This is a genomic window from Kribbella sp. CA-253562 (assembly GCF_050942265.1).
Lineage (GTDB): Bacteria > Actinomycetota > Actinomycetes > Propionibacteriales > Kribbellaceae > Kribbella.
In genome coordinates this window covers 272036-285864 of sequence record NZ_CP192049.1, presented here as the reverse complement: position 1 = coordinate 285864, position 13829 = coordinate 272036, and the positions used below count along the sequence as shown (strand labels likewise).

Sequence of the window (13829 nt, the reverse complement as noted above, 5' to 3'; positions counted from 1 at the left end):
TCTGTAATCTTCGGCTCATGCGGTTCTTCGGGAGGCATCGCAAGCTGTGAGCATGCGATCTCCACGCCTGATCTACCTGGCTGTCGCCGTGGTGCTGGCCGTGGCCGGATTCGCGCTGACCCAGTACCTCGCCGACCGCTCGTCGCCCGGCCTCGGCGACACGGTCGTGGTCGTCCCGGCCGGCTCCGGTACGGCGATACCGCCGTCGCCGTCAGCCTCGCCGTCGCCTTCGCCGACCGCCGCGCCGCCGAGCACGCCGGGGGCGGAGCAGGTGACCCCGGGCACTCCGCGCACGGCCGGCGATGACGACGACAAGGACGACGACGGCATCGACGACGATCTGGACGACACCGTGGACGGCGATGACTGAGCCCCGGTGGTCTTGCTGAGCCGGCCCGCGACCGGAGTTGCTGGTCGCCGTCGAGGTGGCGTCAGCGCGCGAGTACGGATCATCGGGTGGATGCTCGGCGTGCTCGCGCTCGCCGTCACCGCGGTCGTTTTTGTCACCTGGCAGGTGCTGTCCGCCCGCTCCGACGCCGCGGCGGACTCCGAACTGACCCACGAGGCGACCAAGTTCCGCGCGTACGCGGGCTCGGACACCGCCGCACGCCTCGGTACGCCGGAGCGGATGCTGGACTACTGGCTGCAGACCAATCTGCCGGACTCCTCCGAGGCGTTCTTCACGATCGTCGACGGCAAGGCCTACCACCGGGACCGGGGCTCACCGCCCGCACGCCTCGACACCGACCCCGCGTTCGTGCAGCGGATCGGCTCGGCCACCACCCCGCAGTACGGGTGGGTCGACAGCACCGCCGGCAAGGTCCGGTACGGCGTGATGCCGGTGCAGATCGGCACGCAGCCGATCCGTGCGCAACTGGTGGTGCTGGAGTTCCGCGACCTGCTCGCGCAGCCGCTGGAGGACGCGACGAAGGCGCTCGCGTTGATCGGTATCGTCACGCTCGCGATGGCGGCCGGCGCGTGCTGGATCGTGGCCGGGCGGGTGCTCGCGCCGATCCGTGCGGTCCGCACCACCGCCGAGCAGATCGGCGCGTCCGACCTGCGCCGCCGGATCGATGTCGTCGGCAACGACGACGTCGCGCAGCTGGCCCGGACGTTCAACACGATGCTGGACCGGCTGGAGGTCGCGTTCGTCACCCAGCGAGAGTTCGTCGACAACGCCGGGCACGAGCTGCGGACGCCGATCACGGTGATCCGCGGTCATCTGGAGCTGATGAGCGACGATCCCCAGGATCGCGCGGAGACCCGCGCGCTGGTGCTCGACGAGCTCGTCCGGATGAACCGGATGGTCGACGACCTGCTGGTCCTGGCGAAGAGCGGCCGGCCGGACTTCCTGAAGCTGGAGGAGGTGAATCTGACCGAGCTGGTCGTCGAGGTGATCGCGAAGGCCCGCCCGCTGGCCGATCGCACCTGGCGCGTCGACGAGACGGCCGACACGACCATCGTCGCCGACGGGCAGCGGCTCACGCAGGCGCTGATGCAGCTGGTGTCCAACGCTGTTCGGCATACCGGACCGGACGATCGGATCGCCGTGGGGGCACGGGTTCACGAGCCTGTCCTTGACGATCGCATTGCACTCGACGACGGCGGCTCCGAGGAGCACCCCACGAAGCGGGTCCGGCACCTGCGACGTCCCACGTCGCCCCCAACCACGACGGCTCACCTCGTCGGCCCGCACGACGTGGCACTCGACCACGTCGCCGGCTGCCCGGCCGGCGCTCACGTTCATCTCTGGGTGTCCGACTCCGGTCCCGGCGTGGCCGCGGGCGACCGGGAACGGATCTTCGAAAGATTTGCCCGAGGCAACGATCAGGGCCGGACCGACGGCGCCGGGCTCGGCCTGGCGATCGTGCGGTCGATCGCCCAGGCACACGGCGGCGACGCCCGGCTGGTCGACGACGGCAGTCCCGGCGCCCGCTTCGAGCTCGTCCTGCCCCTGACACCCACCGCACTTCCGGCGCACGAGGGGACCTCCTGATGAACCGCATCCTGATCGCCGAGGACGAGCAGCGCATCGCCTCGTTCGTCGAACGCGGCCTGCGCAGCAACGGCTTCGTCACGACCGTTGTCGCGGACGGCGAAGCGGCGTACCAGGAAGCGGTCAGTGGTGCCTACGACCTGCTCCTGCTCGACATCGGCCTGCCGAAGGTCGACGGCTTCACCGTGCTGCGCCGGCTGCGTGAGGCGCGCGTCAGCATGCCGGTCGTCATTCTCACCGCCCGCGACAGCGTGCGCGACACCGTCGCCGGCCTGGAAGGCGGGGCCGACGACTACATCGCAAAACCCTTCGCCTTCGAGGAACTGCTGGCACGCGTGCGTCTCCGCCTACGCAGCGACGGCTCCGGGACCGCCGACGCGACGATCCTGCAGGTCGGGGATCTGAGCCTCGACCTCCGCACCCGCCGGGCGTCGATCGACGGGCGGACCGTCGACCTGACCGCTCGCGAGTTCTTGCTGGCGGAGGTTTTCTGCCGGCATCCTGATCAGGTCCTGTCCCGCGAGCAATTGCTGTCGCAGGTGTGGGGGTTCGACTTCGATCCCGGCTCCAACGTGGTCGACGTGTACATCCGGTACCTGCGGAAGAAGCTGGGGGCGGATCGCATTCAGACGATCCGGGGCATGGGGTACCGGCTTCGGACGGACTGAGCCGCGCCGCGGCGGCCGGGCGCGGGAGGCACCCGGTCGCTGGTTGAACCGCGTCGCGGCGATCGGCCGCGGGAGTCACGCGGCTGTTGGACGAACGGCGGCGCGCGCTCGGCCGCGGGAGGCACCCGGCTGCTGGTCGAACCGCGTCGCGCACTCGGCCGCGGGAGGCACCTGCCTACCCGGGCTGCGGCGGTCGGGAACTCGCTTGCCGCAGGCGGCCGGTCCGAACAGGACGATCGGATGGACCTGCCGCCGGTGCTGACCGACCAGTCACTGGACGGAGTGGCTCGTCGCCCACGACCCAGCGGAAGCGATCCGCTGGCGAACGTGGCTCGCCGGACTCGCCGACGCGCGCCGCTGAACGGCTGCGACGAACGGCCCGCATCAGTTGTCCTGCTTGCCCAGCGTCAGCATCGGCTCGACCGCCAGCGCGAGACCCTCTCCCAGCTGGGCCCGTTGCCCGGGCGCCGGTAGTTCGGCACCTTGAACGACTGCGACAACCTGGCCATGACGAGCCGGCAGGACAGTAAGCAAGCGGGGCGGCCTGCGTCTCGACCTAGTCAGCCGCGAGCGGAATTTACTGTCCTCAGCGACACGTTATAGTGTCCTAGAGGACAGCATCTGCTGTCCCAGGCAATCGAACGGGAGCGACGACATGCGGACTTGGTTCATCACCGGCGGCACCCCTGGCGGGTTCGGGCTGGTCTTCGCGGACACCGTGCTGGCGCGCGGCGACAGCGTCGCGATCACCTCCCGGCGCCCGGCGGAACTGGCCGACTGGGCTGCTGCACACGGCGAGAACGCGCTCGTGGTCGAGGTCGACGTGACCGACGCGGATCAGGTTCGAGCGGGCGTCGCCGCGGCCGAGCAGCGGTTCGGCGCGATCGACGTGCTCGTGAACAACGCCGGCCGGGGCTGGTACGGGTCGATCGAGGGGATGCCGGCCGAGGACGTGCGGCGAGTGATGGAGCTCAACTTCTTCGCCGTACTGGAGGTCACCCGCGCGGTCCTGCCGGGAATGCGCGCCCGGGGTGCCGGTTGGGTCGTGAACATGTCGTCGGTGGCCGGCTTACGGGGGATCGAGGGCTTCGGGTACTACTCGGCGGCGAAGTTCGCCCTCGAAGCGGTCACCGAGGTACTGCGCACGGAGGTCGCCGAGTTCGGCATCAAGGTCCTGGCCGTCGAGCCGGGCGCCTTCCGCACCCGGGCGTACTCGAACTTCGCCGACGAGCCGCTGCGGGAGACCGTGGACGCGTACCTGCCGCGACTCGACGCGATCCGCAAAGCCATGATCGACCAGCACGGCAACCAGCCCGGCGATCCGGAGCGCGGAGTCCAAGCCGTGCTGCAGGCGATGGACCTCGAATCCCCGCCCCACCGCCTGGTGCTCGGCAGCGGCGGATTCGACGCCGCCGTCGGCACCCTGGAGTCGAACCTCGCCGACATCCGCGCAGGCGAAGCGCTCTCGCGCAGCGCCGATTTCCCCAGCTGAGTGCGGTCAGCTTCCCGAGCTGGTTGCGGTCAGCGCGTGCAGTGCTGAATCGGATCAGCAGTGCCGGTTACGGTCAGCGCGCGGTGCCGATCCGGTCAGCGCGCGCGGTGCGTGAGCCCCTCGCGTCGCATCACCTCGGCGGCCGCGATCGCGTCCGCGGTGAAGCGTTTGGTCAGCTCGGTGTACCGGGCGATGTCGCGCGGCGACCAGTTGGCGAGCACCTGGGCGATCATCGCGTCGCCGAGGTCGTAGATGTGGCGCGCGGCTTCGCGCCCCTGCGGGGTGAGGGTGATCAAGGTCGAGCGGGTGTCGTCGAGATCGCGGTCCCGCTCGACGAGGCCGGCGGCTTCGAGGCGTTTCAGGATCTTGCTGATGTTCGACGGCCCGGTCCCCATGGCTTGCGCGAGATCGCTCGGACGCATGGGCTGGCCGGCGGCCAGATGCCGCAGCGCCGAGTGCGCGGGCTGGTCGATCGGCTCACCGCTGGAGGTGAGGATCTCGCTCTGCAGACCAGGCGACTCCCACAGCAGGATCAGCGCGCTCAAGCTCGCCAGCAGCTCCGAGCGGTACGGAAAGTCCCGCGCCTCGCGGGGCCTGCGTGACGACGACTCGTCGGGTGCGACCATCCCCGCAGCGTACCGAACTTTCTCTCTGCGAGCCGGAATTTCTTGTCCCGCGCGACACGTTTTACTGTCCATACGGACATAAAAATGTCCCTCAATCGGAAGGCGCATCATGACTGCAGCTGTCACGGAATCCCTTGTCACCTCGTTCGTCGAGGCAACCAACCGCCACGACGCCGAAGCGCTGGCCGGCCTGTTCGGACCGGAGTCGGTGGTCGTCGACGACAACACCGAGTACCGCGGCGCGTCGCAGATCGCCGGGTGGATCCAGGAGCACCAGATCGGCCCGAAGATCACCCTGACCGTCGTCGACTACGACCAGTCGAACTCGACGCTGACCGCCGACGCGAACGGAGACTTCCCGGGCGGCCCGTTGCGGTTCGCCTTCCGGTTCACCCTGGCCGACACCATCGAGCGACTGGAGATCGCGCCGGCCTGACAGCAAACGGCCGCCTACCGCGACGAGCGGTAGGCGGCCGAGTGGTGATCAGCTGCGCGGTGCGGCGTGCCGCGGATCCTGGTCCGGCGGCGAACCGTGCCCAGCCTGGTTCGCCCGACCGTCGTCTCGTACGCCGGAGTTGCCGGCCTGGTCGCGGACCGCGGAGTTTCTGTCACGATCTCCGACGCCAGAGATCCCGTCCCGTTCCGGCACGGCGGAGCCGTCGTCCCGATCCCGTCCGAGGGAGTTGCCGTCACGATCCCGTCCGAGGGGACCGTCCTGATCCCGTCCGAGGGAACCGTCCTGATCCCGTCCGAGGGAACCGTCCTGATCCCGCCCGAGGAAACCGTCCTGATCCCGCCCGAGGGAATCCCGTCCGAGCACGTCTCGGTCGCGATCCCCGGCAACGGCGTCCCCGCCGGCGACCTGGCCGCTGGAGGTGGAGCCGCTCGCGCGATCGGACGTCGTACCGTCACGGAGACCGTCGTTCCCGGCGTGGCGCTGGTCCACAGCGTCGGGGTTCACCTGGTCGGCAGTGGCTCCCTGCATCGGCACACCGCTGCCGTCGGACGACGCCTGGGTCTCCCGGCGTTCCCGGTCGGCGTGGCGGGCGTGGGAGGTGTCGGTGCCCCAGCTCGCCGTGTCGGGCGAGGCGTCGGCGTCCGCGTCGAGGTCCGGGTGGATCGCTCGCGCCCGCTGCTCGTGGTCGGCCGACTCGGCTCGGGCCTGGTTCGCGGCCTCCTGGCGTTCGGCGGCACCGGCGGAGAGGCGGCGAGCTTCGGCTGCCTTCTCGTCGGCGATGGCCTGCGCCTTGCGGGCCCGGGCTTCGACCTCGTCGGCCGCGGCCTGCTGCTTGTCCGCGTGGGCCGCCGAGACCTTGGCGCGCTGCTGGTGCTCCTGCGCCTCCTGCCGATCGTGCTCGATCCGGCGCTGCTTCGACTTCTTCGCAGCAACCATCACCAGCGCGAGCAGGATCAGCACGACCACCACGGCCACGACGATCCACAGGACGGTTGTTCCGTCCATCTTTCCTCCTCGGGCTCGATGTCCGTCACCTCCGGTACCCGAGGCCCGCTCCCGACTAAACCTGGCACGGCCCGGCCACGCTCGGCCGGACCGTGCCGAAGCGCCTAGGGACGCACCGTGAAGCGGTACTTGCCGGACGCGACCGTCATCGCGACGGACGCTCCCTCGTCGACCACTCCGCTGACTCCCACCGCACGACCCAAGGACCGCCCGTTTTCCGTAATCCGCTGGATGTCCTGCGCCAGAATCCGCACCGTGGCCGTCGTGTTCGCCGGCACTTGCACCTCGAGCGTGAACCGGCCGTCTCCGCCCTTGGTCCACCGACTACCGACCACCCCATACGGGGTCCGATGGTCGAGCTCCGCCGACGTGATCCCGTCACCGGGTACCGGCGCGATCAGCACCTTCCGATAGCCCGGCTCGGCCGCCGACACCCCGGCGAGCGTGCGGTACATCCACTCCCCGACCGCGCCGTACGCGTAGTGGTTGAACGAGTTCATCCCGACGTCGTTGAACGTGCCGTCCGGGTTGATCGAGTTCCAGCGCTCCCAGATCGTCGTCGCGCCCTTGGCGATCTCGTAGCCCCAGGACGGGTACGACGTGTTCTGCAGCAACCGGTACGCCAAGTCCGAGCGACCGATCTTGGTGAGCACCGGCAGCAGCCCGTCGACGCCGAGGAAGCCGGTCGACAGGTGCGTATCGCGCCGCAGGATCGTGGCGGCGAAGTGCTGCCCGGCCGCGGCGATCCGATCAGCCGGCACCAGGTCACTGGTGAACGCGAGGATGTACCCGGTCTGGCTGTCCGACCCGACCTTGCCGTCGGCCGCAACGAACCGAGCCGCGAACGCCGCCCGCACGTCCTCGTACACCTGCTGGTACTTCGCCGCGTCCGCCGGCTTCCCGATCGCGGCCGCCATCTGACTGAGCTGCCGAGCCCCCTTCGCGATGAACGACGTACCGATCAGGTCGCCCGGCGTCGGGTCGTCCAGGTTCAGCCAGTCGCCGTAGTCACCGCCGCCGCGGATCAGTCCGTTCGAGCTGGCGACGAGGTAGTCGACGTACCGGACCATCGAGTCGTAGTGCTGCCGGATCACCGACGTGTCGCCGTACGCCTGCCAGAGCGTCCACGGCACGTTGACCCCGGCGTCGGCCCAGCCCGCGTTGCCCATGCCACCGTCGAACGAGTTCGGCACGGTGGGGGCGACGCTCGCGTAGGCACCATCGGCGCGCTGGGTGTCCCGCAGATCCTGCAGCCACTTCGTCAGGAACGCCTGCGAGTCGAGGTTGTAGACGGCCGTCCGGGCGAACACGTTGATGTCGCCGGTCCAACCCATTCGCTCGTCGCGCGCGGGGGTGTCGGTGGGGATGGAGAGGAAGTTGCCGCGCTGACCCCAGACGATGTTGCAGTGCAGCTGGTTCACCAGCGCCGAGTTGGTCCGGAACTGATTGGTCTGCTCGGCGTCGGTGCCCAGGACGACGCCGCGGATCGCGCTGGCCGGTGGCGCTGTCACCAGTCCGCTCACCTCGATGTACCGGAAGCCGTGGAAGGTGAAGCGTGGCTGGTACGTCTCGGGCTGATCCGTCGCGAACGTGTAGTGGTCCGTTGCCTTTGCCGACCGGAGGTTGTCGGTGTAGAGCGTGCCGTCGGGGTTCAACACCTCCCCGTACCGGATCTTGACGGTCTGGCCACGACTTCCGCGCAACGTCAGGCGCGAGACACCGACCATGTTCTGCCCGAGGTCGTACAGATACACCCCGGCCGTTGGCGACGGGATCGCTCGCGCCTCGAGCTCCTCGGTCACTCGCACCGGCGGATCCGTCTGCGGGACCAGCTTGCTCGTCGCACTCGGCCGGACCTGGACCGGCGTCCACTCCGACGCCGTACGTCGCGCGTCGTAGCTCTCCCCGTTGAGCAGATCCGCGACCCGTACGGCGCCGGGCGCGGTCTGCCAGCTGGAGTCGGTCGCGAAGACGTCGCTGGATCCGTCGGTGTAGGTGACCCGGAGCTGGGCGACGAACGCGGTGTCGGTGCCGTACTTGTTCGCGCCGAACATCGCCAGGTTGCCCGCGTACCACCCGGGGGCGAGCTCGGCACCGAAGGTGTTCGCGCCGGACTTCAGCAGCGTGGTGACGTCGTAGCTCTGGGACTGGATCCGGCGGTTGTAGTCCGTCCAGCCCGGGGCCAGCTCGTGGTCGCCGACCTTGCGGCCGTTCAGGCTGAGCTCGTAGATCCCTTGCGCTGCCGCGTGGATCCGCGCGGTCCGGATCTTCTTTGCCTGAAGCAACGAGATTTGCTTGCGGAACACCGGGAGCGGCTTGCCGGGAAGCCACAGGTCGGTGTTGCCCTTGACCTGCAGGCCGCCTTGTGGGAGGACCGTGCCGTCCAGGAAGGTCTGGTCGCCGACCGGGAACGCCGTGTCGACGAGCACCTGGCCGTCCGCGCCGGTCACGGTGAGGCTGTGGACGATGCCGCTCTCCTCACCGTTGGTGCGGAAGCCGACGACACCCGGAGCATTGTGGTCCGCGCGTTGACGCGTGTCGATCTGGACGTCGTCGAGCCAGGTGGTGATCGTCTGGCCGGCGGTCGTGATGCGCAGGTGGTGCCGCTGCGTCAGGTCGGTGCCCGCGGGAAGCGGGATCTCGCCGAGCAGGATGTAACCGCCGCCGGGTTGGCGAACGTGCGGGCGGAGCAGGGGTTCGCCGGTGAGCTGGTTGAGTTGCCACATGTAGCCGACGCCGCCTCGGCCGCGGAAGAACACGCCGAGCGCGTCCTTCACGAGGGACACGTCCGCGTCGATCGTCGTGTCGGTCCACTCGGCGCCCGGCTGGTTGTCGGCACCGATCCAGTCGCCCTGCCAGTCCGCGGGGCTCAGCGGGCCGGTCTCGAAGGTGGCAATCGGGGACCAGGCGGAGGCCCGGCCCAGGTCGTCCCAGACGCGGACGGTCCAGTGGTACGCCGTGTACGCGGTCAGCGCGGGACCGCCGTACGGGACCTCGACGGACTGGCCGGACCGGACGACGCCGCTGTCCCAGACGTCCGGGCGGGAGGTCCTGGCTGCGGTGGTCGCGACGTGGATCTCGTACCGGGTCTGGGTGATGCCGCGGCGCTGACCGTCGAGCTGCCAACTGAGGCGCGGCGGCGTACCGGGGATGACGAGGGGGTTGGTGAGGTTGTTGGTCTTCAGGTTCAGGACTTGGACGGCGCCACCGTTCAGGTCGGGCGGGGAACCGGTCGCGGGGGCGAGTGGGGTGAGCAGGGCAACGGCCACCAGCAGGCAACCGAGGCGGGAACGGAACGACATGGGGCGGACTCCTCACAGAGACGGGGCGATCTACAGGGGAGGTGGAACGTGTCGTAGGAACTTGGGAGGCCGAGCGGACAAGTGCGAGTCGAACGGAGAGGCGGGCGTCGGACGGGTAGTGCCGGTGTCGGACGGGGAGCGAGCCTGCGTCCGACGAGTAGCGCGGCGGTCGGATGGTTAGCGGGACGTTGGACGGGTCGAGCGTTGGACAGGTCGAGCGGGCGTTGAACGGGTCGGGCGAGCGCGGAGAGGCGAGCACCCGCCGCGGGCGTCCGACGGGTAGGGGCATTCGACGGCTGGCGCGGCGGTCAGATGGTTGGTTGGTGGGACGTTGGACGGGTCGGGCGGGCGTCGGATGGGGTAGCGCTGGCGTCCGACGGGTAGCGCGGCGATCGGACGGTTAGTGGGAGATTGGAGGGGGTCGGGCGGGCGTCGGGATGGCGTAGCGCGAGCGTCGGACGGATAGCGCGGCGGTCGGGGACGGTTATTGGGACGTGGGACGGGCAGGGCGGGCGTTGGACCGGTAGGGCGGGCGTGGAACGGCAGGGCGGGCGTTGGACCGGTACGGCGGGCGATGGACCGGTAGGAGGCGCGATGGACTGGTAGGGCGGGCGCGGAGAGGCGAGCACCCGCCCGGCGGTCCGTCGACGAATGGCGGCTGTGACGGTCGAGGGCGTCGGGCCGAGTCAGTGCCGCGCGTTCTGACTGGGCCGGCGGCGAACGTGGAGGGCTGGATCAGAGCAGGCCGCGGTGGGCGGCCCAGACGACGGCTTCGATGGCGGTGCCGACGCCGAGGCGGTCGCAGGCGGCGCGGGTTCGGCGGCGGACTGTGCGTTCGGACAGGTCGAGGCGGCGGGCCACCGCCTCGATCGGCAAGCCGGTGGCGATCAGGCGGAACAGGTGCAGGTCCTCGGCACTCATGCCCCGCGGCAGGACCACCGGCGCGGTGTCACAGTGCCGTCCGCACGACGTCGCCGCGCGGGGGGCCGCGTGCGGCGGCGCATGCGTTGCCGGATGAGGTGCCGGGTGAGGTGCCGCGTGCGGTGCCGGGTGAGGTGGGATGTCGCGAGGCGGAAGGAGGTCGTGGCTCCTCAGCTCGTGGCGGTCGAGGGTTTCGTTGTGCAGGGCGGTCATCTGATCACCTGGTTCCGAACACCCGGGACTCGGCGGCGTCCCAGTCGGCCGGTCTACCCTGCGGCGCGTACCGCCGCAGACGATGGGTCGCACGGACCAGCGCACGCATCGCGCTCAGGTCCGGCAGCGGTTCCCCCAGGGCGCGTGCCTGGACCAGCACGTTGCCCAGTGCGGACGCCTCGACGGGCCCGGCGAGCACCGGAACTCCGCAGGCGTCCGCGGTCAGCTGGCAGAGCAGCTCGTTCTGCGAGCCTCCGCCGATCACGTGTACGACGTCGATCTCGCGGTCGGCGATCTCCCGCGCACTGCGCAGCGTCCTGCGGTAGGCCAGAGCGAGGCTTTCCAGCACGCAGCGGACGGTCGCCGCGCGGGTCGCCGGCTTGTCCTGACCGGTCCGCGCGCAGAACTCGTCGATCCGCGCCGGCATGTTGCCTGGAGCAAGGAACACTGGATCGTCCGGATCGATCAGTACGCCGAACGCGGGCACGTCGGCAGCCGCCTTCAGCAACTGCAGCAGATCGTCGCTCCCCCACACCCGCAGGCACTCCTGCAGGATCCACAACCCCATCACGTTCTTGAGGAACCGGGCCCGCCCGTCGACCCCGCCCTCGTTGGTGAAGTTCGCCCGGCGTGCCTCGTCGGTCAGGACCGGTGCAGGCAGCTCCAACCCGGCCAACGACCAGGTCCCGGACGAGATGTACGCGAAGTTCGCCCCGTCCTCCGCCGGGACAGCGACCACCGAGGACGCCGTGTCGTGCGACCCCACCGCGATCACCGGAACCCGCCGCGCTTCCCCCGGCATGCCCTCTTCCCCTGCGGGCAGCGAAGCGCCCCCGATCTCGTCACCGAGCGGTGCGGCGAGACCGGTCTCGTCGTCGGACGGCGCAGCGAGACCGGTCTCATCGCCGGACGGCGCAGCGAGACCGGCCTCGTCGTTCGGCAGCGAAGCAAGTCCAAGCTCCTCCGCGACCTCCGGCAGAAGCGGCCCGATCATCTGCCCTGGCTCCCGCAGCTCGGGCAGGAGCTCGACGGGGATGCCGACGCGACGCGCCAGGTCTTCGCTCCACGATCGCGTGCGGACGTCGTACAGCTGGGTGGTGGACGCGTTGGTCGCCTCCGCACCTACGACGCCGGTCAGCCAGTAAGCGAGCAGGTCCGGGATGAGCAGCAGGCGCTCGGCGCGGTCGAGGGATCGCTCCGCGGCGAGCTGGTAGATCGTGTTGAACGGAAGCTGCTGCAGGCCGGTCACGGCGTACAGGTCCTCGGCGGGGACCTTGCGCAGGACCTCGTCCATCACGCCCTCGGTCCTCGAGTCGCGGTAGTGCACGGGGTTGCCGATCAGGCGGCCGTCGTGGTCGAGCAGGCCGTAGTCGACCGCCCAGGAGTCGATGCCGATGCCGTCGAGCGGTCCACCGAGCGCGGCCTTGCGCAGCCCAGCGAGCGTCTCGCGGTACAGGTGCAGGATGTCCCAGTGCAAAGTGCCCTGGACCTGGACCGCACCGTTCCAGAATCGGTGCACCTCGGTCAGCTCGAGGTGCCCCGCGGCGACGTCGGCCACCATCACCCGCCCGCTGGACGCACCGAGGTCCACCGCGGCCAACCGAAGACTCATGGGACGAAGCTCCTTCTCGGACTGATGGGACGGGCTGTATCGGTGCGGTGCTGAGCTCAGGCGGGGTTGACGACCTCCAGGGGCAGATGGAGCAGGCTCGCGACGGCCTTCAGGTCGGCGACCCGGTGGCCGGTGCCGAGAGCCCAGTGGTGGGCGACGCCCGAGGCGGACCAGGCGTCGGTCCACTCGCCGGGATCGCAGCCGAAGTCGACGCGGCTGGTCGTGTTGCCGATCTGCAGCAGCGGGCCAGGCACGACCGTGCCTTCGGAGGCGATCAGTTTGAACGAGCCGTCGCGCAACTGCCCCAGCCCTACCGCGGTGACCGGACCGTGAGCCACGTCGAACTCGACCGACACGCCCCAGCCGCGTTTGCCGTGGTAGACCCCGAGTCCACGCAGCAAGGGTTTGGTGGAACTGATCGCGAGATGCGCCGGCCCGTCGTGCCCCATCTCCACCACGTTGTCGTGGAAGTTCAGCGCCTGCAGCTCGGTGAACGAACCACCCGCACCGAGCTTGTCCATCAACAGCATCGCCAGCGAAGTGCGCAGCTCGTACTCCCCGGCCGCCGGCACACCTCTTGCCGTGAGCAATGATGCGCCGAGGATCATGCCGGCCGCGACGCGTTCGTGCGTCTCGCCGTCGAGGCCGCGGTGGTAGTACGCGAGGGTGTCGAGCTGGAAGTCCTCGACCAGCCGGTCGAGCGCGACCGACACCGTCGCACCCCAGCGGAAGTCGTCCTCGACCACCGAGTCGTCCAGGGTGAAGACGTCTTGGGCGACCTTCATCCGGGCCTCGGTCTCGGCCGCGGTCACCTTCTCGACCCGGACCCGGAGATCGTCGATCTCCAGGATCTCGACGTGCCCGCCGAGCTGCGCGGAGACCAGCGTCGGATCGGTGACGACGTCCATCATGCCGGGGTAGAGATGCCCGAGCAGGCCGTGCCGTCCGTGCCGGAAGGCGGCGCGGACGCCGGCCGCCTTCAACCAGCGGTGGATCCTGGCCCAGGCGCGGTCGTCCTCGAGGTAACCGGACACCGAGCGGAAGTCGATACCGCACCGCTCGAACGCGTTCGCCATCTCCGGCAACGGGCAGGCTCCGCAATAGGCGAGCCAGGCGCCCGTGTCGAAGGTCGCGTGATCCATCGCCTCGGTGGGCTGCAGGTTGAGCAACAGCACCGGTGCGCCACTGCGCTGGGCGACCGGCACCAGCATCGACGCGGTCATGTAGGTGGTCAGGAACCCGACGATCAGGTCGCAGTCCGCGAGCCGCAACTTCTCGGCCGCCGCGGCTCCTTCCTGCGCGTCGGAGATGAACCCGACGTCCACGACCTCGCAGTCGAACTCCCCGAACCGCTCGGCCACCCGCCGCGCCGACGCCTGCAACTGCGGCAGCAGCTCCGGGAACTGCGGCCAGTACGCACCGAGTCCACCCGCGACCAGCCCGATCCGCGTCTTGCGCGGCTCGGTCCGCGGCAGCAAGCCGCCGCCGTCGACGGACCGCGCGGGATCAGTGCTCCACATCGTGAACCTCCTCGGTC

11 protein-coding genes are annotated in these 13829 nt (G+C 69.9%); 5 read left to right on the top strand and 6 right to left on the bottom strand.

Annotated elements, in window-relative coordinates; all coding sequences use genetic code 11:
- Positions 1–52: 52 nt before the first annotated feature.
- The 4 genes from ACQPXM_RS01405 (at position 53) to ACQPXM_RS01390 (ending at position 4156) form a co-directional block, all read left to right on the top strand.
- The gene (locus ACQPXM_RS01405) at positions 53–370 is read left to right on the top strand and encodes a hypothetical protein (RefSeq protein ID WP_432943900.1); all 318 of its coding nucleotides are present in this window, start codon (positions 53–55) and stop codon (positions 368–370) included.
- A gap of 6 nt (positions 371–376) precedes the next feature.
- Positions 377–1996, top strand: coding sequence for a sensor histidine kinase (locus tag ACQPXM_RS01400; protein ID WP_432943898.1), 1620 nt, complete (start codon positions 377–379; stop codon positions 1994–1996).
- Positions 1996–2664: a response regulator transcription factor gene (locus ACQPXM_RS01395; protein WP_432943896.1), complete on the top strand. Its 669-nt coding sequence runs from the start codon at positions 1996–1998 to the stop codon at positions 2662–2664. Before ACQPXM_RS01400 ends, ACQPXM_RS01395 begins: the two co-directional genes overlap by 1 nt.
- A 655-nt stretch (positions 2665–3319) precedes the next feature.
- Positions 3320–4156 carry an SDR family NAD(P)-dependent oxidoreductase gene (locus tag ACQPXM_RS01390; protein ID WP_432943894.1) on the top strand — a complete coding sequence of 279 codons (837 nt, stop codon included), beginning with the start codon at positions 3320–3322 and terminating at the stop codon, positions 4154–4156.
- 95 nt (positions 4157–4251) lie between these two features.
- On the opposite strand, the gene ACQPXM_RS01385 is transcribed toward ACQPXM_RS01390, so the two are convergent.
- Positions 4252–4782, bottom strand: a complete 531-nt coding sequence (locus ACQPXM_RS01385; protein WP_432943893.1) for a MarR family winged helix-turn-helix transcriptional regulator — start codon at positions 4780–4782, stop codon at positions 4252–4254.
- A gap of 109 nt (positions 4783–4891) precedes the next feature.
- Between ACQPXM_RS01385 and ACQPXM_RS01380 the strand changes: the two genes are divergently transcribed.
- Positions 4892–5218: a nuclear transport factor 2 family protein gene (locus ACQPXM_RS01380; protein ID WP_432943891.1), complete on the top strand. Its 327-nt coding sequence runs from the start codon at positions 4892–4894 to the stop codon at positions 5216–5218.
- A gap of 48 nt (positions 5219–5266) precedes the next feature.
- Here ACQPXM_RS01380 and ACQPXM_RS01375 read toward each other — a convergent pair whose 3' ends face one another.
- From ACQPXM_RS01375 to ACQPXM_RS01355, 5 genes are all read right to left on the bottom strand, one after another.
- Complete coding sequence (locus tag ACQPXM_RS01375) at positions 5267–6244, bottom strand: hypothetical protein (RefSeq protein ID WP_432943889.1); 978 nt, start codon at positions 6242–6244, stop codon at positions 5267–5269.
- A 104-nt stretch (positions 6245–6348) separates the two neighbouring features.
- Positions 6349–9546, bottom strand: a complete 3198-nt coding sequence (locus ACQPXM_RS01370; RefSeq protein WP_432943887.1) for a family 78 glycoside hydrolase catalytic domain — start codon at positions 9544–9546, stop codon at positions 6349–6351.
- A gap of 735 nt (positions 9547–10281) precedes the next feature.
- Positions 10282–10467, bottom strand: a complete 186-nt coding sequence (locus ACQPXM_RS01365) for a helix-turn-helix domain-containing protein (protein WP_432943885.1) — start codon at positions 10465–10467, stop codon at positions 10282–10284.
- A 217-nt stretch (positions 10468–10684) separates the two neighbouring features.
- Positions 10685–12292, bottom strand: coding sequence for a rhamnulokinase (locus tag ACQPXM_RS01360; RefSeq protein WP_432943883.1), 1608 nt, complete (start codon positions 12290–12292; stop codon positions 10685–10687).
- A 56-nt stretch (positions 12293–12348) separates the two neighbouring features.
- A complete protein-coding gene (locus ACQPXM_RS01355; RefSeq protein WP_432943881.1) occupies positions 12349–13812 on the bottom strand; it encodes an arabinose isomerase in 1464 nt (487 codons plus the stop codon).
- Positions 13813–13829 lie beyond the last annotated feature (17 nt).

Excerpts from the sequence above, each read along its gene's own strand:
- ACQPXM_RS01405 (WP_432943900.1), top strand. The coding sequence starts at position 53 with ATGCGATCTCCACGCCTGATCTACCTGGCTGTCGCCGTGGTGCTGGCC.
- ACQPXM_RS01360 (WP_432943883.1), bottom strand. The coding sequence starts at position 12,292 with ATGAGTCTTCGGTTGGCCGCGGTGGACCTCGGTGCGTCCAGCGGGCGG.
- ACQPXM_RS01385 (WP_432943893.1), bottom strand. The coding sequence starts at position 4,782 with ATGGTCGCACCCGACGAGTCGTCGTCACGCAGGCCCCGCGAGGCGCGG.
- ACQPXM_RS01370 (WP_432943887.1), bottom strand. The coding sequence starts at position 9,546 with ATGTCGTTCCGTTCCCGCCTCGGTTGCCTGCTGGTGGCCGTTGCCCTG.
- ACQPXM_RS01375 (WP_432943889.1), bottom strand. The coding sequence starts at position 6,244 with ATGGACGGAACAACCGTCCTGTGGATCGTCGTGGCCGTGGTGGTCGTG.
- ACQPXM_RS01355 (WP_432943881.1), bottom strand. The coding sequence starts at position 13,812 with ATGTGGAGCACTGATCCCGCGCGGTCCGTCGACGGCGGCGGCTTGCTG.
- ACQPXM_RS01390 (WP_432943894.1), top strand. The coding sequence starts at position 3,320 with ATGCGGACTTGGTTCATCACCGGCGGCACCCCTGGCGGGTTCGGGCTG.
- ACQPXM_RS01380 (WP_432943891.1), top strand. The coding sequence starts at position 4,892 with ATGACTGCAGCTGTCACGGAATCCCTTGTCACCTCGTTCGTCGAGGCA.
- ACQPXM_RS01365 (WP_432943885.1), bottom strand. The coding sequence starts at position 10,467 with ATGAGTGCCGAGGACCTGCACCTGTTCCGCCTGATCGCCACCGGCTTG.
- ACQPXM_RS01395 (WP_432943896.1), top strand. The coding sequence starts at position 1,996 with ATGAACCGCATCCTGATCGCCGAGGACGAGCAGCGCATCGCCTCGTTC.